This is a genomic window from Thalassovita mangrovi (assembly GCF_009857745.1).
GTDB classification, from domain to species: domain Bacteria; phylum Pseudomonadota; class Alphaproteobacteria; order Rhodobacterales; family Rhodobacteraceae; genus Thalassobius; species Thalassobius mangrovi.
Window position 1 is genome coordinate 26,341 of record NZ_WWEN01000011.1, and the last position, 17,358, is coordinate 43,698.

Genomic DNA, 17,358 nt, shown 5'->3' on the forward strand with positions numbered 1-17,358 from the left:
ATCAGACCCATTCCCAGGGCCGGGTGAAGGCGCCCAGTACATGACCCACCTCGTCGTCATGCACCACGCCGGTGCGTTCGACCCGGGCGACAAGGCCGCGTTTCTTGTCGTCGATCACCTCGACCACCTTCACGTTCAGCTTCGCCTCGTCCAGCGCGGCGTTGTAGACGCGGGTGATCGCGCGCTTGCGCAGGTCGGGCTTGAACACCTTGCCGACGGCGGTTTTCGGCAGCTCGTCCAGCACCTCGACGTGTTTGGGCTGGGCGGCGCGTTCGTGCACGTGGACCTTGCAATGCTCCATCAGCTCGGCCCCGGTCACGCTGGCCCCTTCGACCAGTTCGACATAGGCGCAGGGGATTTCACCGGCATGGGCGTCGGGCTGCCCGATAGCGCCGGCGAAGGCGACGTCGTGATGCGCCAGCAGCGCCTCTTCGATCTCGGCCGGGTCGATATTGTGACCGCCGCGGATGATCAGATCCTTCGCGCGCCCGGTGATCCAGATGTAATTGTCGCCGTCGATCCGGCCCAGGTCGCCGGTGCGCAGGTATTTGCCGTGGTGGTAGAGGTCCCTGTTCTTCGCTTCCTCGGTATAGGTGTTGCCGGCCCAGACGCCGGGGTTGGACACGCAGATCTCGCCCACCTCGTCGGTACCGCATTCGACCGGTTCGCCGTCCACGACCTTGAAAATACGCACATCCGAATGCGGGAAGCGGATGCCGACCGATCCGACCTTCTTCTGCCCGTCGACCGGGTTGCAGGACACCAGGCAGGTCGCCTCGGTCAGGCCGTAGCCTTCGACGATGGTGACGCCGGTGGCTTTCTCGAACCGGTTGAACAGTTCCTGCGGCAGCGGCGCCGAGCCCGAGAACGAGGTCTTCACCGAGCTGACATCGGCATCCACCGGGCGCTGCATCAGCGCCGAAATGGCGGTGGGCACGGTGATGATGAAGCTGATCTTCCAGCGTTCGACCAGTTTCCAGAAATTGTCGAACACGCCGTCGCCGCGATAGCCGGCCGGGGTCGGGAATACGATATGCGCGCCCGAGAAGACCCCCGCCATCAGGATCACGTGGCAGGCGAAAACGTGGAACAGCGGCAGCGGGCAGATCACGTTGTCTTCGGGGCTGAACAGCAGGCTGCCGCCCAGCCAGCCGTTAAAGACGATGCCGGAATAGCGGTGCTGCGCCACTTTCGGCATGCCGGTGGTGCCGCCGGTGTGGAAATAGGCCGCCACCCGGTCGCCTGTCGCGTCGGCGAAGGACAGCGCGCGGGGGTATTTCGCCAGCGTCTTGTTGAAATCCAGAACGTCGGCATGGTGTTTGCCGCCCTCGCCCTTGGGGCGCACCAGCGGCACGATCCAGCTTTTCGGCGGGGTCAGGTAGCGGTTCAGGTCGATTTCCAGAACCGTGTGCACATGCGGCGCGTGACGCACCGCCTCGGCGGTCTTCTGCGACACGTCGGTTTTCGGGAAGGTTTTCAGCGTCACCACCACCTTGGCGTTGGTTTCGCGCAGGATCGCGCCGATCTGTTCGGGTTCCAGCAGCGGGTTGATCGGGTTGATGATCCCGGCGATGGCGCCGCCCAGGATGGTCAGGACGGTTTCGTTGCAGTTGGGCAGGATGCAGGCGATCACGTCCTGTTCGCCGATGCCGAGATCGCGGAACATGTTGGCGGCCTGGCAGGTGCGGGCGTGCAATTCGTTCCAGCTCAGGGTTTCGGCCTTGTCCTTGGGGCCGCTCAGCAATTGGAAGGTCACCGCGTTGCGGTCGCCATGCATGTCCTTGGTCCGCGTCAGCATCTGATACAGCGTCTTGGGCGTATCGCGGTCTTCCCAGGCCATTTCCTGTTCAATGGCAATGGTGTCATCGATCGACGCGAATGTCATGGCGTTCTCCCTCCGTCGGCCCGGTGGGCCGTTATCCCTCGGCCGTCAATTTGTAAGGGTTTTCAGGGAGAGACAAGATGCGCGACCGAATGCTTGCGCAACGTCAAATCGAAAAAAGGGCGCAAACAGCGCCCTTTTCCGGTATAATTCTGCCTGACCTCGCGTCAGCTCAGGCGGCGTCGGCGGCCCCGTCGGTGAACTGCAGCCGCGCCAGCCGGGCGTAAAGCCCGCCCTCGGCCACCAGTTCGTCATGGGTGCCCTGCGCCACGATCCGGCCGTCTTCCATCACCACGATGCGGTCGGCCTTCTTCACCGTCGCCAGCCGGTGCGCCACGATGATCGTGGTGCGGGTTTTCGCCAGCTCGTCCACCGCCGCCTGCACCGCACGTTCGCTTTCGGCGTCCAGCGCGCTGGTCGCTTCGTCCAGCAGCAGCACCGGCGCGTCGCGCAGGATCGCGCGGGCGATGGCGATGCGCTGTTTCTGGCCACCCGACAGCATCACGCCGCGTTCGCCAACCTGGGCTTCATAGCCTTCGGGCAGCTTCATGATGAACTCGTGCGCGGCGGCGGCCTTGGCGGCGGCCTCGACCTCGGCATCACTGGCGCCGGGGCGGCCGAAGCGGATGTTTTCGCGCGCGCTGGTGGCGAAGATCACCGGGTCCTGCGGCACCAAGGCCAGGTGCTTGCGGAACTCGGCCCGCGCCATGTCCTTCAGGTCGGTCCCGTCCAGCAGGATGCGCCCTGATTGCGGATCGTAGAACCGCAGGATGGTCTGAATGATCGTGGTCTTGCCCGCCCCCGACGGACCGACCAGCGCCACGGTTTCGCCCGGACGGATATCCAGATCGACCCCGTCGAGCGCCGACACATCGGGCCGCGTCGGATAGCGGAAGCCCACGTTTTCGAAGCGGATATGGCCGCTGACCGGCGTCGGCACCTGCGCGGGATCGGCGGGGTCGGCGACGCTGTCCTCGGCCCGCAGCAATTCGACCAACCGTTCGGTCGCCCCCGCCGCGCGCTGCAATTCGCCCCAGATTTCCGACAGCGCGGCGACCGACCCGGCGACCATCACCGAATAGATCACGAACTGCACCAGCGCGCCTGCGCTCATGTTGCCCGCGCGCACGTCGTTGGCCCCGATCCACAGCACGCCGACAACGCCCGCGAAGACCAGGAAGATCACGATCACGGTCATGATCGCGCGGGTGGTGATCCGCCGCTTGGCCGATCCAAAGCTGGCTTCGGTCACCTGGGCAAAATCGCCCCGCGCGCTGGATTCGTTGGTGAAGGCCTGCACCGTCTGCACGCTCAGCAGCGCCTCGGAGGCGTTGCCGGAACTCGCCGCGATCCAGTCCTGGTTTTCCCGGCTCAGCGTCCGCAGCTTGCGGCCCAGCGTCAGGATCGGCACGATCACCAGCGGCACGATCAGCAGCACCAGCCCGGTCAGCTTGGCCGAGGTGAACAGCATCAACCCCAGCCCGCCAATCCCGATCAGCATGTTGCGCAGGGCCACCGAAATCGACGACCCGATCACCGACAGGATCAGTGTCGTGTCGGTGGTGATCCGGCTCAGCACCTCGCCCGTCATGATGTTTTCGAAGAAGGCTGGGCTCATGCCGATGATGCGGTCAAACACCGCCTTGCGGATATCGGCGACCACCCGTTCGCCCAGCCGGGTGACCAGCGCGTAGCGCAGCCCGGTCCCCACCGCCAGCAGCGCCGCCAGCGCCATCGCCGCCCCGAAATACTGATCCAGCAGAACGCCATCCGCGCCGCTGAAATTGTCCACCACCCGGCGCACCGCCAAGGGCAGGGTCAGCGACACGCTGGCGGTCAGCACCAGCGCTAGACCGGCGCCGAAGACCATCCATTTATAGGGGTTCAGAAACGGCCAGAGCTCGCGAAGCGCCCCGACTTTCTTGGATTTCTCGCGCTCTTCATTGACCGTGATCGGGCTCCGGGCCATCGGCGTTCCTTTCCTGTCCTGCGCGACCGGGTTTATGCGACACGCGCCCCCGGGGCAAGCAGCGCGACTGTCGCGGCCCTGCGGCACCGGACGCCCCGGCCGATTTGCGGCACGACGGGGGGATCGCCGCAAGCCTTGCGGCAGCGGACGGGCCACGCGGGAATTGGGCTTGATTAATCACAGAGAATCAGCAAATAGTATCGCACAAATCACGTTTCACCGGAATTGATCCCATGTTTGATGCCATCGACCGCAAAATCTGCGCCCTGCTGCAGGAAAACGCCCGCGCCTCCAGTACCGAGGTCGCGCAGGCCGTGTCGCTGTCGGTTTCGGCGGCGAATGAACGTATCCGGCGGCTGTCGACGAACGGCGCGATCCGGGGCTGGCACGCGGCGCTGTCGCCCGAATTGTTCGGCGCCGATCTGTGTGCCTTCGTGCTGATCGACATGGATTTCGAGGGCGAATCCGACGCGGTGGCGGCGCTCACCGCGCGCGACGAGGTGCAGGAACTGCACCATATCAGTGGCCCGCATTCCTATCTGATGAAACTGCGGCTGGCCGATACCCGCGCCCTGCAGAGCTTCCTGTCGGATGTGGTGAAACCGCTGCCCGCCGTGTCGCGCACCGAAAGCATCATCACGCTGGACACCGCCAAGGAAACCCCCGCCATCGCGTTGAAGGAGATCCCCGATGCTTGAGGTATTTCTGAAAGGTCTGGGCATCGGCCTGGCCATCGCTGCACCGGTCGGTCCCATCGGATTGCTGTGCATCCGGCGCAGCGTCGCCCAGGGCCGCGCGGCGGGGCTGGCCACCGGCTTCGGCGCGGCGGCGGCGGACGGCACCTATGGTTTGCTGGTGGCGGCCGGGGTGTCGGCGACCGGTCTGCTGACCCGCTACGCCACGCCGATGCAGCTGTTCGGCGGGCTGCTGATCGCCTGGCTGGGGCTGATGACGCTGCGCGGCTTCTTCGCCGACCGGCCCGAGGAGGCCGCCGCCCCGCCCGCCAAATCGGTGCTCGGCGCCTTCGGGTCGACCTATCTGCTGACCCTGTCCAACCCGGCCACGATCCTCGCCTTCACCGGCATGATCGCGGCGCTTGGCGCGGCGGCCGGAAACGCGCCGCATGCGGCCTATTGGCTGGTGATCGGGGTGTTTCTGGGATCGGCGCTGTGGTGGCTGATCCTGGTCCATGCCGCGCTTTGGGCGCGGGCCAAGATCGCGGCGGACACGCTGCGATGGCTCGACCTGATCGCGGGCACGATCCTGATCGTCTGGGGGCTCGGCTTGGCCATCGGTGCGATTTTCGGGGGGTAAGAAACTGGAGCGGGCGGCGGGAATCGAACCCGCGTCATTAGCTTGGAAGGCTAAGGTCTTACCACTACACAACGCCCGCTCAACAGGGCCTCTTCCTATGCCATCGGAATTTTGAGGTCAAGGCCGCTCGGGGGCCAATTCTGCCGATTGCGCCCCCGGCTTTGCGCCGCCCTGCCCCGGTGGCGATCAGGCGCCCGGCACCCGGATCACCGCCCCGTCGAGTTCTGCCGACACCGTCACCTGGCAGGACAAGCGGCTGCAGCTCTCCCGCCCGGATTCGGCGAAATCCAGCATGTCGTCCTCGTGATCCTCGGGCAGGCCCAGCTTGGCGAACAGTTCCGGCGGCAGGACCACGTGGCAGGTGGCGCAGGCCAGCGACCCGTTGCATTCGGCGGTGACGCCCTCGACGCCGTTGTTCACCGCCGTTTCCATCAGGCTCAGCCCGTCCGTGGCCTCGACCTGCTTTTCGCTGCCATCGGGTTGAATAAAGGTGATCTTGGTCATGTGTCCTCCGTTCATGCCGCCCCCTTTGGGGATCGCGTCGGAACATAGGCAAACAAGGGCATTCAACAATGCGATGGATTGCATAATCTGGATCGAGAAATTCGATGTTACCTCACAACCCCTTCAACCCAAACGAAAACGGGGCCCGCCGGGCCCCGTTCCATGTCTCGCTCAGGTGCCGTTCAGGCCTGCAGCAGCCCCGGACGCGCCTTTTGCAGCGCCTGGGTGATCAGCCCGGCCAGAACGCATTTCAACAAATCGCCCGGCACGAAGGGCAGCGCCAGCACCGTCGCCTCGGCCAGCGTCTTGTCCAGCTTCCACGCCATGCCGATAATGCCGAGGATATTCATCACCACCACGCCGCCGACCAGCGCCGCCACCGACGGCAGGATCCAACCGCCCCGGCCGCGCCACATCTGCGCCAGAAGCCCGGTGACGAAGGCCCCGGCGACGAAGCCGGCCAGGTATCCCACGGTCACGCCGCTGAACACGCCCAGGCCCCCGCGCCCGCCCGCCAGCAGCGGCAGGCCAAGCGCCACCAGGCCCAGGAACAGCAGAACAGCCAGCGTGCCGCGCTTGGCGCCCAGCACCGTGCCGCACAGCATGATGCCCAGCGATTGCGCCGAAATCGGCACGCCGCTCGCCAGGCTGAATTTCGGGATCAGCCCAAGCGCCGCGATCAGCGCGGCGAACAGGGCGATCTGGGTCAGGTTGCGTTCCATCTATGGTCCTCCTCGGTATTCCGTCAGTCTATCACAATCCGCCGCTGCGCGCCTTCAGCGCCTCGGCCACCCGGTCGGCATCGTCCACCGCCAGCAGGGCCAGCGGCAGCAGCAACCGCCATCCGGGCCGTTTCACGCTGCGCGCGCGCCAGGCTTCGATCAGCCGCGCGCCCTTCTGCGCCAGCACCGGGGTGAAGCGGATCACCAAGGCCACCGACAGCGCCAGCCGCCGCCGCGCCCTTTCTGACACGCCGATCCGCGCCAGCCCGCGTTCGACCACCGCCAGCATATCGTCAAGCCGCGTCGTCATCGTCACCAGGTTGGCCAGCCCCACAGCCGCGATCAGCCGCAGCACGATCACCAGCCCCCCGGCCCATTCGCCGATCGCCAGGTGGTAGGCAAGGATGATCAGCGCCATCCAGAATACCGGCCGCATCATCCGCAGCCCCTGCCGCGCGAAGCGCCCGCCGCCGATGCCATAGGCCAGCGCCACCGCCCCGGTCACCGCCAGCGCCACGCCGACGCTGTCGAGGTAGAAGACCGCGAAGGTGAACAGGCACAAAGCCAGCAGCTTCGCCGCGGCGGGAAGCGCGTGATAGGGCGTGCGGTATTCAGAGGTCAGCGAAATCATCGCGGCCTCCCCTGTCGCGCATCTCGGCCTCGTAAGCCGGCAGCACATCGCCCGGCACACCATCCATGCGGACCTCGCCCTGATCGAGCCAGATCACCCGGTCGTATCCGCCGATACTGTGCAGATCGTGGGTGATATGGATCAGCCCCGGGTCGAGCGCATCGAGGTAACGGCCCAGCCGCACCGTCGTCGCCAGGTCGAGCCCGGAATAGGGTTCGTCCAGCACGATGAGCTTCGGCGCCATCACCAGCACCGCCATCAGGCAGACCAGGTGCCGCTGGCCCTGGCTCAGCGCATAGACAGGCCGGTCATACCAGCCGGGGCGGTTGAACCGCGCCAGGATGTCCTGCGCCTTGTCCCGCGCCGCCGCCTTGTCCAATCCCTGCGAGGTCAGGCCGAAGCCAAGTTCCTCGCCCACGGTGGGGAAAATGATCTGATGGTCGGGGTTCTGGAACAGGATGCCCACGGTCGACAGCGCCGCCTTGCGGTCCTTGGCGACCTCGACCCCGCCCACCGTAACCGCGCCCGCATCCGGTGCGGCAAGCCCCGCGATCAGCCGCGCCATCTGCGTCTTGCCCGACCCGTTGCGCCCGATGATGCCGACGCGGTGATCCGCCAGGTCCAGGTTCAGCCCGGAAAACACCTGATGCCCGTCCCGGGCATAGGACAGGTCGCGCATACATACGCTGCATTTTTCCGATGCTGGCTGCTGCATGGCGGCGCGCCCCGTCCGTTTCATTGGCCGAGGGGCATACAGCCAAAACCCCCGGCAAACAAGCGATGCGATAGGACCCGCACCGCGGCGCCTAAACAAAAGCGCATTTTGTCCGTATGATTAAAATACAGATGATTGATCCCTCAAGCACAAGCTTGCCGCGGTGGTTTATCCTCCTCCCTGGCCGCGGCGGGATCGGTATCTCCCCGTAGACTGGCCGCGCGTTTCATCGCGCGGTCTTTTTTTGATCCGGCCGGGGGCTGTGGTCAGCGGTAGGCTTTGCGCGCGATGTCGATCTTCGCTTCCATCATCGACATTTCCTTCAGGATGTCGTGACGGCGGCTGCGATCGCCGGTTTCGCGCAATTCCTCGCGCAGCTTTTGCAATTCGCGCGACAGGCTGACGAATTCCGGCACCCCGCCCGCTTCCTTCACCAGCCGGTTCAACAGCGCGTTTTCCGGGTCGTCGCATTCGGGCAAGGGTTTTCCTGCCCCTTCGAGATTGTCGAAGGCGCCCTCGGCCTCGGCCTTGGCGATCTTGGCATTTATCAGGTCGATCAGCGGGTGGTCCATGGATTCAGTGTAACCTGCCTTTTCGCAGTGGCAAAGAGGATCGGACCCCATACGTCGCCCCCTGGGGCGGGAATCCCCCAACGCGCCCGAAGTCAATGCCCCAGATCAAATACGGCCCCTTTTCCCGTTGCTAGCTTGGCGCACCATTTTTTCCTCAGCGAGAGGTGTTCCAAAATGACTTTTCTTCCTTCACTCAAAACTCGAATGGGCGCTTTTCTTGTCGCGCTCCTGACCCTCAGCGCCTTATCGGCGGCAGCGGAAACACCTGTCGGATCGAATATAGACAGCCGGGTTCTGATCGGGCTGTCGGCCAATAGCGACGGGATAAACGCCCTGATGCCGGAAGGTTGGACGTCGATCCCCTTCCCCAACGGGCCGATGAAAGGCGCCAACCTGATGGTCGGGTTGATCGATCAACACCTCGCCCGCGATCCCGACGGCAAACCAACCGATCCTGCCACCCGCCTGGCTGCTGCTGTCGTCGGCCTTGGCAAGGAAACCGAAGGCAACAACGTGCGCATGTATGTTCTCAGCCTCGTGACGACAAATCCCGCGTCCGACCCCTACAGCAATGCCGTCGCGGCCGATATATCGCGCACGCGCGTTCTGGAGGGCACCGGCGCACCGGGACGCAAGCATTCCGAAAACTGGGTCATACGTCCCGAAGGCGGCGGTGAAATCGCTTTTTCGCTGAATTATACCACCGGTACGCCGAACTGGGCCCCGGGGGAACTCAACCCCTATTCCGCCGCCAAACCGGATTTTTCGCGTATCTACCGCTACCAGCAACTGGTCGATCTTGCCTTGAGCGAGGGGCTTGGCAAACCGTTGAACGGTGACGTGAGTTTTTCGTCTTCGTCCGAGCGTTTCTCGGCCATATTCGATGGGTCCGAAAAGGTCATGGCGGTGATGACCGTCCCGGTCTACATCCGCGAAATCTCCCTGCCCTGACCCGGAAAGCCCCCGCCGCGGCGGGGGCTGCCCGTTAGCCTTCCTCCACCATGTTCGACAACCCGAAACGGCGCCGGTAATCGCCTGCTGGCAGGCCCGTCACCGCTTTGAACACGCGGGCAAAGGCCGACGGATCTGCATAGCCGACGTCCCAGGCGATCTGCGACACCGGCAGGCGGCTGCGTTCCAGCAACCCGCGCGCCTTTTCCACCCGCAGCTGCTGCAGATAGGCCGAGGGCGCCAGCCCGGTCGCCGACTGGAACCGGCGCAGGAAGGTGCGCGTGCTCAGCCCCGCCCGCCGGGCCATGTCGTCGACCGTCACCGCCTCGCCGGCCTGCGTTTCCAGCCAGGTCTGGACCTGCAGCACCGCGGCGTCGCCATGCTGCCGCCGGGGCCGGAAGCTGCGGTAATTGCGCTGCTCGCGGCCCGACGGATCGACCAGCAGATGCCGCGCCACCCGCGACACCATATGCGGCCCGCCCCACAGCCCGACCAGGAACAGCCCCAGGTCGAGCCAGGCCATCAACCCACCCGCCGTCACGATGTCGTGGTCGTCGACCAGGATCGATTCGGGGATCAGCCGGACACCGGGAAAGGCGGCGCGGAATTCTTCTTCCAGCGCCCAATGCGTCGTGGCGGGGCGGCCTTCCAGCAATCCGGCATGGCCCAGCCAGAACGCCCCGGCGCAGACCGAACAGGCCCGCGCGCCGCGCCGGTGCTGATCCGCCGCCCACAGCGCCAGCGGGTGATCGGCGGCGCCGCGCGCGCCTTCCAGGCTAGGCGGGAACACAATCGCGTCGAAGCGTTGTTCGACCGGGTCGGCGAGTGTCGTCACCGCGATCCGGCCCTGCCCCTCGGCATAGCGGTTGGCGACGGCGAACAGGTCGCCCAGCCCATAAAGCGCAGCGGCCTGCGCGCCGGGATAATTCACCAGCGCGATACTGTGATCGGAATTTGGCGGATTCTGCATAGCATTGGTCATATTCGCCAATCGGCCCGCAGGTCAAGCGGGGGCATAAAACCTGCAGAATTTGGTAAGGAGCCGACAATGAGCAAAACCGCCCTGATCCTCGTGGATATCCAGAACGATTACTTCGCCGCCGGGGCATGGCCCGTGGCGCTGATGAACGAGGTCGCCGAAAACGCCGCGCTGCTGCTGGCCCACGCCCGCGCCTCGGGCCTGGGCGTCGTTCATATCCGCCACGAAACCCCGCTCGGTGCGCCGTTTTTCCAGCCCGGAACCGAAGGCGCCGAAATTCATCCCCGCGTCGCCCCGATCGGCAACGAACCCGTGCTGACCAAGCACCGGCCCAACAGTTTCTTCGAAACCGGGCTGCTGGACCTGCTGCGCGAGGCCGGGATCGACACGCTGATCATCTGCGGCGCGCAAAGTCAGATGTGCATCGACGCCACCACCCGGGCGGCGGTGGATCACGGCTTCAAGGTGATCCTGCCGCATGACGCCTGCGGCGCGAAAGAGGCCGCTTTCGGCGGCGTCACCGTGCCGCCCGAAATGGTGCAGGCCGCCTTCATGGCGCCGCTGGCGGCGTCCTATGCCAAGGTGATGACGACGCAGGATGTGCTGGCGCTGGTCTGACGCCCGCCCCCTACCGGCAATGAAAAACGCGCGCGGAACCCCGCGCGCGTTCTGTTTTCGGGATGATCCCGCTCTTATTTCGCCTTGATGCGACCGTCCGTATAGGGCGCATAGGCGCCGTTCTTGGCTAGGAACTCGGCGGTGACATCGGCCAGGTCGGGGCCGTAGTCATAGGCGTTCGACGCGTCGCGGAACATCTTGTAGCCGTCGCCGCCGTTGCGCACGTAGTTGTTCGACACCGCGCCATAGACCTTGTCCATGACCAGCGGCTCGCCACCGACCATCACGTCGGAAATCCGGCTGCCCGCGGGCTGCGATGCGTCGAAGGTGAAGGTCATGCCCGCCACCTGCGGGAAGCGGCCTGCGCCCTCTTCGATCTGGCTGACGCCGTTTTCAAGCGCCTCCTTGATCGTCGCGCCGGTGACCTCGAAGGTGGACAGCGTGTTCTGGAACGGCAGCACGGTCAGAACCTCGCCCATGGTGACCGGGCCGGCGTCGATCGACGCGCGCAGACCACCGCCGTTCTGGATCGCGATCTGGATGCCCTGATCCTTCACCCGGTCCAGCATCGCATCGGCCACCAGGTTGCCCATCGGGCATTCCATCGCGCGGCAAACGTCGCGGCTGCCGACGATTTCTGCCGAGGATTCCGCCACCACGCGGGTCTTCATTTCCTCGATCGGGCCGGCCAGTTCGGCCACCCGCGCCACGATGGCCGGGTCTTCGGCGACCGACCCGTCCAGCACGATCGTGTCGCCGCTGGCCGATTTCAACGTGCCCGCGTCATCGAAGGTCAGCACCAGGTGGCCGACATATTTCGAATAGGCATAGGCCTGCACCACCGGCACGTCGCCGACCATGGTCGGGTAGGCCATCGCGCCCTCTTCGGTATTGGAAAACAGCGTATGCGAATGGCCGCCGACGATGGCGTCCAGACCGTCGACCTTTTCAGCGATGGACAAATCCTTGGTCACGCCGACATGGGTCAGCGCGATGATCTTGTTCACGCCCTGGTCGGTCAGCGTGGCGACATCGTGCTGCAGGCTTTCGACCTCGTCGGTGAAAATGACCGCGTCCGAGGGGCTGGCGGTTTCGGCGGTATCGGTGGCCAGCGCCGAGATGATGCCGATCTTTTCGCCGCCCACCTCAAGAACGGTGTGATTGGCGACCTTGCCCACCAGCAGCTTGGTGCTGCTGACGTCGATATTGCCGGAAATCACCGGGAAGGACACGTTTTCGATCAGCTTCAGCAGACCGGCATCGCCATCGTCGAATTCGTGGTTGCCCACTGCCATGACGTCGAACCCGATCTTGTTCATGAATTCGGCTTCCACGTCGCCCTTGTAGGTCGTGTACATCAGCGACCCCTGATACTGGTCGCCGGCATCCAGAACGATGACGTTTTCGCCCGCCAGGTCCTTGCGCAGCTGACCGATCATGGTGGCCAGACGCGCCACGCCGCCGAAACATTTGCCCTCGGCATTGTCCTCGGTGCTGCAGGTCGAATCGTATTTGCTGATCGGTTCGATCCGGCTGTGCATATCGTTGATGTGGATCACGTGCAGCGTGTAATCCGCCATCGCCATCCCCGAGGTCAGCGCCAATGCGGCGGCCCCGGTCAGAATTCGAACAAACATGGGAAACCCTCCTAATGATCGAAATATGACGATGCTGATTGCAATGGCATGGCTTTGTCAAACTTCGCGTGAAGGTTCTGGCGCTTGACCAGAGGTCAGGTTGAGGGCACAGAGCGCATATGCTGATTTTCAAGATATTCCGCGCCGATGAATGGCAGGACCTGGTCGACCATGGCGAAACCGACGGCGCCCCCGTCGATGTCGCCGATGGATTCGTGCATTTTTCCACCGGCGAACAGGTGGCCGAAACGGCGGCGAAGCATTTCGAGGGCGAGGACGATCTGGTGCTGCTGGCGCTGGAAAGCGAGGCCCTGGGCGCGGCGCTGAAATGGGAAGTGTCGCGCGGCGGCGCGCCGTTCCCGCATCTTTACCGCAAGCTGCGCTTCGAGGATGTGCTGTGGTCGAAACCGCTGCCGCTGTTCGAGGGCGAACACCAGTTTCCCGAGGGGGTGCTATGAAGCTGATCGAAAAGATCGGGCTGGCCGCGCTGCACCGGATCGACCCGGAAACCGGGCATGGATTGGCGATCAAGGCGCTGCAACTGGGGGCCGCGCCGCTGCCCGGCCTGGTCACCTCGCCCCGGCTGCGCACCAGGGTCGCGGGGCTGAACATGGCCAACCCGGTCGGGCTGGCCGCCGGGTTCGACAAGAATGCCAGCGCGCTGCTGCCGCTGTCGCGGGCCGGTTTCGGTTTCGTCGAGGTCGGCGCCGCCACCCCCCGGCCGCAGCCGGGCAACCCGAAACCCCGCCTGTTCCGCCTGTCCGAAGACCGCGCCGCGATCAACCGGTTCGGCTTCAACAATGACGGCATGGAGGCGATCGGCGCGCGGCTGGCCAAGCGCCCGCGCGACATGGTGCTGGGGCTGAACCTCGGCGCCAACAAGGACAGCGACGACCGCGCCGGAGATTTCGCCCGCGTCCTCGCCCATTGCGGCGCGCATCTGGACTTCGCCACCGTCAACGTGTCCTCGCCCAATACCGAAAAACTGCGCGACCTGCAGGGCGCGGCGGCGCTGACCGGGCTGTTGTCGGGTGTGATCGAGGCGCGCAACGCGCTGGAACGACCGATCCCCGTGTTCCTGAAAATCGCCCCCGATCTGTCTGAGGCGGAAATCGGCGACATCGCCGAGGTGGCGCTGTCCACCGGCATCGATGCCGTCATCGCCACCAACACCACGCTGGACCGGATTGGGCTGCACGGGCCGCACGCGAATGAGGCCGGCGGGTTGTCCGGCGCGCCGCTGTTCGAAAAATCCACCCGGGTTCTGGCGCAGCTGTCGCAGCGGCTCGACGGGCGGCTGCCGCTGATCGGCGTCGGCGGCATTTCCAGCGCCGAGGACGCCTATGCCAAGATCCGCGCAGGCGCCTCGGCGGTGCAGCTTTACACCGCGCTGATCTATCACGGGCTGAGTCTGGGGGCGGAGATCGCCCGCGGGCTGGACCGGCTGCTGGACCGCGACGGTTTCAGCACCGTGGCCGAAGCCGTGGGCACCAAACGGGAGGACTGGCTGTGATCACCATCTGGCACAATCCGCGCTGTTCGAAATCGCGTCAGACCCTGGCGCTGATCGAGGATCGCGGCGTCACCATCCGCAAATACCTCGAAGACGCGCCGAGCGCGGATGAAATCCGCGCCGCCCGCGACATGCTGGGGGTGAAAGCCATCGACATGATGCGGGTGAAAGAGGCGCATTTCAAGGAACTCGGCTTGTCCAAAAGCGATGATGACGAGGCTTTGATCGCCGCGATGGCGGAAAATCCTGTCCTGATCGAACGTCCCATCGTTTTTTCGGATGGCAAGGCCGCCATCGGCCGCCCGCCCGAGGCGGTGCTGGAGATTCTCTGACAGAAACGGCGTCCAGACGCCGTTTTCCACAACTTATCCACAGGCCGAAACCTGTGGAAATCAGCCCCCCACAGCCATCGCCCGGCGTTCCAGCGAAGGGTAGCGCAGGCCCAGCGTCACGCCCCGTGCGACGAAGGATATCAACAGGGATATCCACAGGCCATGATTTCCGAAGATCGGCAAAAGCACAGCCAGCGCAATCAGATAGACGACGAAGCTGACCACCATCATGTTGCGCATGTCGCGCCCGCCGGTGGCGCCGATGAAGATCCCGTCCAACATCCAGGCGGCAACACCGGTGAGCGGCGCCAGCACCATGTAGACCAGGAACACCCGCGCTTCGGCCCGGACCGGTTCGGCGGTGGTCATGATGTCGATTATCGTACCGCCCGCGACAGCGAACACCGCCATCATCAGCAGCCCCACCATCAGCCCCCAGAAACTGCACAGCAGCGCGGCGCGACGCATCCGCGCGGGATCGCGCGCGCCCATGTATTGGCCGACCAGAGCCTCGACCGCGAAGGCGAACCCGTCCATCCCGTAGGCGGTGATATAGAGGAACTGCAGCAGAACCTGGTTCGCCGCCAGCGTCACATCGCCGAAATCGGACCCCAGCATCACGAAGGACAGGAACATCACCTGCAACAGCGCCGAGCGGATCAGGATATTGCCGTTCAGAGCCATCATGTGGCGCAGCCGTTCGCCGTCGAACACCCGTGGCCAGTCGCGCCAGGCCGGCACGTTGAAGGCGCCGCGGCACAGCCACAGGCCGAGGCCGAAGGCGCTCCATTCCGACAGGAAGGTGGCCCAGGCCACCCCCTGCACGCCCCAATCGAACCCCAGCACGAAAACCAGGTCCAGAACGATGTTCATGCCGTTCATCCAGAGCTGGATCGCGAACATCGAACGCGCCCGTTCCTGCGCGATCAGCCAGCCGGTGATCCCGTAGATCGAAATCGCCGCCGGAGCGCTGAACACGCGGATCTGCATGTAATCGCGCGCCATCGCCTCGACCTCCGCCGTGGCGGGCGACACCCAGAAGGCAAAGCCGAAGATCGGCAGCTGCAGCGCGATGATGGCCAAACCCGCCGTCCAGGCGATCAGCAGGGCCCGGGTCAGCAGCGCCGCGACCTCGCCGGTCTGCCCGGCGCCATGGGCCTGGCTGACCAACCCGGTCGTGCCCATGCGCAGGAACCCGAACATCCAGTAGATCGCGGTCAGCATGATGGCGCCCACCCCCACCGCGCCGATCGGCGCGGCTTGCCCCATCTGCCCCACCACGCCGGTATCGACCGCGCCCAGCAAGGGCACGGTGGCGTTCGACAACACGATGGGCAGGGCGATCTTCAGCACCCTTTTATGCGTGACCTGGCGCGGCGCGGCGGCCTCAGCCATCGCTTTGCGGCATCAGGAAATGCCCGGTCGCCTGGGCGAAGGGGCGGCCGCGATTGTCCTGCCAGGCCTCGACGTGAACGCTTGCGTAGCGCCGCCCCGACCGGTTCACCCGCGCCCGCGCATAGGCGTCGCGCGGCAAGCCCGAGCGCAGGTAATCGACGGTGAAATCGATGGTCTTCGGCAAGCTGGGCATGTTGCCCGCAACCAGGGTATCGGCATCGATTTCGCCGCTTTCGATCTTTTCCCACAGGATCGACCAGCTCAGCCCGATGATCGAGGTCATTTCCAGGAACGCCGCCGTCGCGCCGCCGTGGATCGCCGGCAGCATCGGGTTGCCGATCAGCATTTCCTTGAATGGCATCACCGCGGTCAGCTCGTCACCGCGGCGGTCGAATTGGATGCCGAGGAACTGGATATAAGGCACGCCATTGACCAGCGCGTTAAGCGCGGCATCGCGGCGCTGCTTGACCACCTGCACGGGTTCCATCGGTTTGCGGCCCATCAGTTGCCCCCCACGGTAAAGGTCCCGGTGGCGCTGGCGACCGGATTTTCGTCGTTGTCGTCCAGCGCCTCGGCCCGCACGAAGGCGACCGAACGGGTCATCCGATAACAGGTGGCGCGGGTGCGGATGGTCTGGCCGGGGGTGGCGGGGCGCATGTAATCGATGCGCAGGTCGATCGTGGCGGTATGGCCCTTCATCTTGGGGTGGCTCATCACCGCCGCACCGCAAGTGGTATCGAGCAGGGCAAAGACAGCGCCGCCGTGAATCACCCCGGTCTGCGGGTCGCCGATGAAGCGGGTGTCATATGGCATCTGCATCGCGGCAAAGCCTTCGCCCACCTCGGTATATTGCATCCCCAGTTCCTTGGAATGGGGAATGGCGGCAATGAATTGCTGCGCCATTTTCGTCTGATCGACCGACATCAACCGCTCCTGATTTTTCACGTAACGTTTATGGGCTCCATTGGGTCGAAACCGCAAGAGCCCCGGTTGCCCTCGTCAAATCTTGATCCTACCCTAGGCGCCAAGGGAGCGAGCTAATGCCTGATACACGACTGTCATTCAAGGAAATGTGCGCCAAGTTCGATGTGACCCCGCGCACCCTGAGATATTACGAATATATTGAACTGCTGCAGCCCGACCGCGAAGGCAGGGCACGGTTTTACGGCCCGCGCGAAGTTGCCCGGATGACGCTGATCCTGCGCGGCCGCAAATGGGGCTATTCGCTGGAAGGGATGCGCCAGTGGCTGCTGATCTATGATCAGGAAGGATCGAAAGCGCAGATGGAAGCCTGGGTCGAAAGCTCGACACGGCAACTGGCGGAACTGACCGAACAGCGCCGCCAGCTGGACGAGTCGATCGCAGAACTGACCCAGTCGCGCGACGAAACCCTCGCCGCGCTGAAGTCCATGGCATGACAATCATGTGATTTTGCCGAAAAATCAGCATGAAAAGGCCGGGTTTTCCCGGCCTTTCGTTTTTTTGACCAAATAATCGAAATTTTCGCTCGAAAAGAATTTTCGCTTTGCTAAGGTGACCTAAGTTGATCTTACGTCAAGCATAGAAGTGACGTGACGTACCACTTACGTAAACGTAAACCACTGTAGTAACCACCGGCCAGAGG

General features: G+C 64.5%; 20 protein-coding genes and 1 tRNA gene. 8 read left to right on the forward strand and 13 right to left on the reverse strand.

Annotated elements, in window-relative coordinates; translation table 11 throughout:
- Position 1 precedes the first annotated feature (1 nt).
- Both GR167_RS18960 and GR167_RS18965 read right to left on the reverse strand, forming a co-directional pair.
- Positions 2-1,885, reverse strand: coding sequence for an acyl-CoA synthetase (locus GR167_RS18960; protein WP_160975310.1), 1,884 nt, complete (start codon positions 1,883-1,885; stop codon positions 2-4).
- Positions 1,886-2,054: 169 nt separating this feature from the next.
- The gene (locus tag GR167_RS18965; protein ID WP_160975311.1) at positions 2,055-3,851 is read right to left on the reverse strand and encodes an ABC transporter transmembrane domain-containing protein; all 1,797 of its coding nucleotides are present in this window, start codon (positions 3,849-3,851) and stop codon (positions 2,055-2,057) included.
- Between the two features lie 233 nt (positions 3,852-4,084).
- On the opposite strand from GR167_RS18965, the gene GR167_RS18970 reads away from it, so the two are divergent.
- Both GR167_RS18970 and GR167_RS18975 read left to right on the forward strand, forming a co-directional pair.
- A complete protein-coding gene (locus GR167_RS18970) occupies positions 4,085-4,549 on the forward strand; it encodes an Lrp/AsnC family transcriptional regulator (RefSeq protein ID WP_160975312.1) in 465 nt (154 codons plus the stop codon).
- Positions 4,542-5,165, forward strand: a complete 624-nt coding sequence (locus GR167_RS18975; protein WP_160975313.1) for a LysE family translocator — start codon at positions 4,542-4,544, stop codon at positions 5,163-5,165. The genes GR167_RS18970 and GR167_RS18975 overlap by 8 nt, the downstream gene beginning before the upstream one ends.
- 5 nt (positions 5,166-5,170) lie before the next feature.
- On the opposite strand, the gene GR167_RS18980 is transcribed toward GR167_RS18975, so the two are convergent.
- The 6 genes from GR167_RS18980 to GR167_RS19005 form a co-directional block, all read right to left on the reverse strand.
- Positions 5,171-5,244, reverse strand: a tRNA-Gly gene (locus tag GR167_RS18980).
- Positions 5,245-5,351: 107 nt separating this feature from the next.
- A complete protein-coding gene (locus GR167_RS18985) occupies positions 5,352-5,669 on the reverse strand; it encodes a 2Fe-2S iron-sulfur cluster-binding protein (protein WP_160975314.1) in 318 nt (105 codons plus the stop codon).
- 182 nt (positions 5,670-5,851) lie between these two features.
- Positions 5,852-6,391, reverse strand: coding sequence for a biotin transporter BioY (locus GR167_RS18990; protein WP_160975315.1), 540 nt, complete (start codon positions 6,389-6,391; stop codon positions 5,852-5,854).
- A 31-nt stretch (positions 6,392-6,422) separates the two neighbouring features.
- Positions 6,423-7,022 carry a CbiQ family ECF transporter T component gene (locus GR167_RS18995; RefSeq protein ID WP_160975316.1) on the reverse strand — a complete coding sequence of 200 codons (600 nt, stop codon included), beginning with the start codon at positions 7,020-7,022 and terminating at the stop codon, positions 6,423-6,425.
- Entirely contained in the window at positions 7,003-7,701 is a 699-nt protein-coding gene (locus tag GR167_RS19000; protein ID WP_160975317.1) for an energy-coupling factor ABC transporter ATP-binding protein, read from the reverse strand. The genes GR167_RS18995 and GR167_RS19000 overlap by 20 nt, the downstream gene beginning before the upstream one ends.
- A gap of 302 nt (positions 7,702-8,003) precedes the next feature.
- Positions 8,004-8,309 (reverse strand): DnaJ family domain-containing protein, encoded by a 306-nt coding sequence (locus GR167_RS19005; RefSeq protein ID WP_160975318.1) that lies wholly within the window; start codon positions 8,307-8,309, stop codon positions 8,004-8,006.
- Positions 8,310-8,483: 174 nt separating this feature from the next.
- Between GR167_RS19005 and GR167_RS19010 the strand changes: the two genes are divergently transcribed.
- Positions 8,484-9,260 (forward strand): hypothetical protein, encoded by a 777-nt coding sequence (locus GR167_RS19010; protein WP_235916056.1) that lies wholly within the window; start codon positions 8,484-8,486, stop codon positions 9,258-9,260.
- Between the two features lie 34 nt (positions 9,261-9,294).
- Here GR167_RS19010 and GR167_RS19015 read toward each other — a convergent pair whose 3' ends face one another.
- On the reverse strand, positions 9,295-10,230 hold the full coding sequence (locus GR167_RS19015; RefSeq protein WP_235916058.1) for a GlxA family transcriptional regulator: 936 nt from the start codon (positions 10,228-10,230) through the stop codon (positions 9,295-9,297).
- A 78-nt stretch (positions 10,231-10,308) separates the two neighbouring features.
- Here GR167_RS19015 and GR167_RS19020 point away from each other — a divergent pair, with 78 nt between their 5' ends.
- Positions 10,309-10,857 carry a cysteine hydrolase family protein gene (locus GR167_RS19020; RefSeq protein ID WP_160975320.1) on the forward strand — a complete coding sequence of 183 codons (549 nt, stop codon included), beginning with the start codon at positions 10,309-10,311 and terminating at the stop codon, positions 10,855-10,857.
- A gap of 74 nt (positions 10,858-10,931) precedes the next feature.
- Here the strand turns inward: GR167_RS19020 and GR167_RS19025 are convergent, their stop codons facing one another.
- Positions 10,932-12,494, reverse strand: coding sequence for a bifunctional metallophosphatase/5'-nucleotidase (locus GR167_RS19025; RefSeq protein ID WP_160975321.1), 1,563 nt, complete (start codon positions 12,492-12,494; stop codon positions 10,932-10,934).
- A 119-nt stretch (positions 12,495-12,613) separates the two neighbouring features.
- On the opposite strand from GR167_RS19025, the gene GR167_RS19030 reads away from it, so the two are divergent.
- From GR167_RS19030 to arsC, 3 genes are read left to right on the forward strand one after another with little or no spacing between them, the layout of a single operon-like run.
- Positions 12,614-12,952, forward strand: a complete 339-nt coding sequence (locus GR167_RS19030) for a DUF952 domain-containing protein (RefSeq protein ID WP_160975322.1) — start codon at positions 12,614-12,616, stop codon at positions 12,950-12,952.
- Positions 12,949-14,007 carry a quinone-dependent dihydroorotate dehydrogenase gene (locus tag GR167_RS19035; protein ID WP_160975323.1) on the forward strand — a complete coding sequence of 353 codons (1,059 nt, stop codon included), beginning with the start codon at positions 12,949-12,951 and terminating at the stop codon, positions 14,005-14,007. Before GR167_RS19030 ends, GR167_RS19035 begins: the two co-directional genes overlap by 4 nt.
- Positions 14,004-14,339, forward strand: a complete 336-nt coding sequence (gene arsC, locus GR167_RS19040) for an arsenate reductase (glutaredoxin) (protein WP_160975324.1) — start codon at positions 14,004-14,006, stop codon at positions 14,337-14,339. Before GR167_RS19035 ends, arsC begins: the two co-directional genes overlap by 4 nt.
- A 60-nt stretch (positions 14,340-14,399) precedes the next feature.
- Here the strand turns inward: arsC and GR167_RS19045 are convergent, their stop codons facing one another.
- From GR167_RS19045 to GR167_RS19055, 3 genes are read right to left on the reverse strand one after another with little or no spacing between them, the layout of a single operon-like run.
- Positions 14,400-15,734, reverse strand: coding sequence for an MATE family efflux transporter (locus GR167_RS19045; protein ID WP_160975325.1), 1,335 nt, complete (start codon positions 15,732-15,734; stop codon positions 14,400-14,402).
- Positions 15,727-16,236 carry a PaaI family thioesterase gene (locus tag GR167_RS19050; RefSeq protein WP_160975326.1) on the reverse strand — a complete coding sequence of 170 codons (510 nt, stop codon included), beginning with the start codon at positions 16,234-16,236 and terminating at the stop codon, positions 15,727-15,729. Before GR167_RS19050 ends, GR167_RS19045 begins: the two co-directional genes overlap by 8 nt.
- Complete coding sequence (locus GR167_RS19055; protein WP_160975327.1) at positions 16,236-16,658, reverse strand: PaaI family thioesterase; 423 nt, start codon at positions 16,656-16,658, stop codon at positions 16,236-16,238. Before GR167_RS19055 ends, GR167_RS19050 begins: the two co-directional genes overlap by 1 nt.
- A gap of 116 nt (positions 16,659-16,774) precedes the next feature.
- Here GR167_RS19055 and GR167_RS19060 point away from each other — a divergent pair, with 116 nt between their 5' ends.
- Positions 16,775-17,152, forward strand: coding sequence for a MerR family transcriptional regulator (locus tag GR167_RS19060; RefSeq protein ID WP_160975328.1), 378 nt, complete (start codon positions 16,775-16,777; stop codon positions 17,150-17,152).
- Positions 17,153-17,358: the final 206 nt, after the last annotated feature.

Coding starts and splice junctions, on each gene's coding strand:
- GR167_RS18995 (WP_160975316.1), bottom strand. CDS start 7,022: ATGATTTCGCTGACCTCTGAATACCGCACGCCCTATCACGCGCTTCCC.
- GR167_RS18960 (WP_160975310.1), bottom strand. CDS start 1,885: ATGACATTCGCGTCGATCGATGACACCATTGCCATTGAACAGGAAATG.
- GR167_RS18975 (WP_160975313.1), top strand. CDS start 4,542: ATGCTTGAGGTATTTCTGAAAGGTCTGGGCATCGGCCTGGCCATCGCT.
- GR167_RS19020 (WP_160975320.1), top strand. CDS start 10,309: ATGAGCAAAACCGCCCTGATCCTCGTGGATATCCAGAACGATTACTTC.
- GR167_RS19055 (WP_160975327.1), bottom strand. CDS start 16,658: ATGTCGGTCGATCAGACGAAAATGGCGCAGCAATTCATTGCCGCCATT.
- GR167_RS19060 (WP_160975328.1), top strand. CDS start 16,775: ATGCCTGATACACGACTGTCATTCAAGGAAATGTGCGCCAAGTTCGAT.
- GR167_RS19025 (WP_160975321.1), bottom strand. CDS start 12,494: ATGTTTGTTCGAATTCTGACCGGGGCCGCCGCATTGGCGCTGACCTCG.
- GR167_RS19015 (WP_235916058.1), bottom strand. CDS start 10,230: ATGCAGAATCCGCCAAATTCCGATCACAGTATCGCGCTGGTGAATTAT.
- GR167_RS19035 (WP_160975323.1), top strand. CDS start 12,949: ATGAAGCTGATCGAAAAGATCGGGCTGGCCGCGCTGCACCGGATCGAC.
- GR167_RS19050 (WP_160975326.1), bottom strand. CDS start 16,236: ATGGGCCGCAAACCGATGGAACCCGTGCAGGTGGTCAAGCAGCGCCGC.
- GR167_RS19000 (WP_160975317.1), bottom strand. CDS start 7,701: ATGCGCGACCTGTCCTATGCCCGGGACGGGCATCAGGTGTTTTCCGGG.
- GR167_RS19045 (WP_160975325.1), bottom strand. CDS start 15,734: ATGGCTGAGGCCGCCGCGCCGCGCCAGGTCACGCATAAAAGGGTGCTG.
- GR167_RS18990 (WP_160975315.1), bottom strand. CDS start 6,391: ATGGAACGCAACCTGACCCAGATCGCCCTGTTCGCCGCGCTGATCGCG.
- GR167_RS18970 (WP_160975312.1), top strand. CDS start 4,085: ATGTTTGATGCCATCGACCGCAAAATCTGCGCCCTGCTGCAGGAAAAC.
- GR167_RS19030 (WP_160975322.1), top strand. CDS start 12,614: ATGCTGATTTTCAAGATATTCCGCGCCGATGAATGGCAGGACCTGGTC.
- GR167_RS18985 (WP_160975314.1), bottom strand. CDS start 5,669: ATGACCAAGATCACCTTTATTCAACCCGATGGCAGCGAAAAGCAGGTC.
- GR167_RS19010 (WP_235916056.1), top strand. CDS start 8,484: ATGACTTTTCTTCCTTCACTCAAAACTCGAATGGGCGCTTTTCTTGTC.
- GR167_RS18965 (WP_160975311.1), bottom strand. CDS start 3,851: ATGGCCCGGAGCCCGATCACGGTCAATGAAGAGCGCGAGAAATCCAAG.
- GR167_RS19005 (WP_160975318.1), bottom strand. CDS start 8,309: ATGGACCACCCGCTGATCGACCTGATAAATGCCAAGATCGCCAAGGCC.